At 71.0% G+C, this 800-nt stretch carries 1 protein-coding gene; it reads right to left on the bottom strand.

Translation table 11 applies throughout. The annotated features are described in order from the left end of the window. Nucleotides 1-800: type II secretion system minor pseudopilin GspK (gene gspK, locus AC1D15_RS35255; RefSeq protein ID WP_477829742.1), on the bottom strand; the 800-nt coding region annotated here is incomplete at both ends.

The following is an 800-nucleotide window of genomic DNA, read 5'->3' as shown; positions in this document are numbered from 1 at the left end:
CCTCGAAGTAGCTGGTGTTCACGCCGACCTGCTGCGCGTTCAGCTCGGGGAAGGTGGCGGGGAGCTGCGCCTTGATGTCGGCCGGGGTCTTGAACGGCGTGCGCTGGCGCACCTGCACCAGCCGCTCGGCGCTGCCGAGGTCCAGGCCCGGGATCACCGCGGCCAGCACCTCCTTGCTCGCGGTGTTGGCGTTGATCGGGGTGCGCGTCGGCAGGATCGTCACATAGGGCTCCAGCCGGGCGAGCGCCGCGGCGTCGACGCCCAGCCAGGTCAGCTGGTCGAAGCGCTTCGGCAGCAGCGGTGCGTTGGCGGTGCCTGCGGGGGCGCTGGCGCCGGGCGCCGGCGGCGTTGYCTGGACCAGGCCCTTCGCGAGGTTGTCGGCCACCGTCACCGCGACGTTGGCGCGCTCGCACAGGCGGCGGAACGCCAGCAGGTCGGGCTCGCTGATCTTGCCGCCGTCGACCAGGTTGCTCAGGTTGAAGCGCGCCTGCAGGTCGGTGATGCCGCCGGACAGGAAGGCCTCGGGCGCGTCGTCGGTGTTGTCCTTGTCGGCAGCGAGGAAGGTGGACAGCCGGGCCTCCTCGAGCGGCACCGCCCAGGGTTCGCCGAGGTTGTCGGAGCCGCCGGACTTGGCGTCTTCCTTCAGGATGATGCGCGACCAGTCGAGCGCGCCCGACAGCATCCAGCCGGACTGCGAGCGCGAGCGCTCGGCCGTCTCGACCTGCACCGCGCGCCATTGCTGCCAGACCATCGACACCGCCAGCGTCGCGATCAGCGTGACGATGATCATTGCCATCAGC

The organism is Rhizobacter sp. P2_H2 (genome assembly GCF_056403375.1).
The sequence above is the reverse complement of the archived record's forward strand: the minus strand, read 5'-3'. Positions and strand labels throughout refer to the sequence as shown.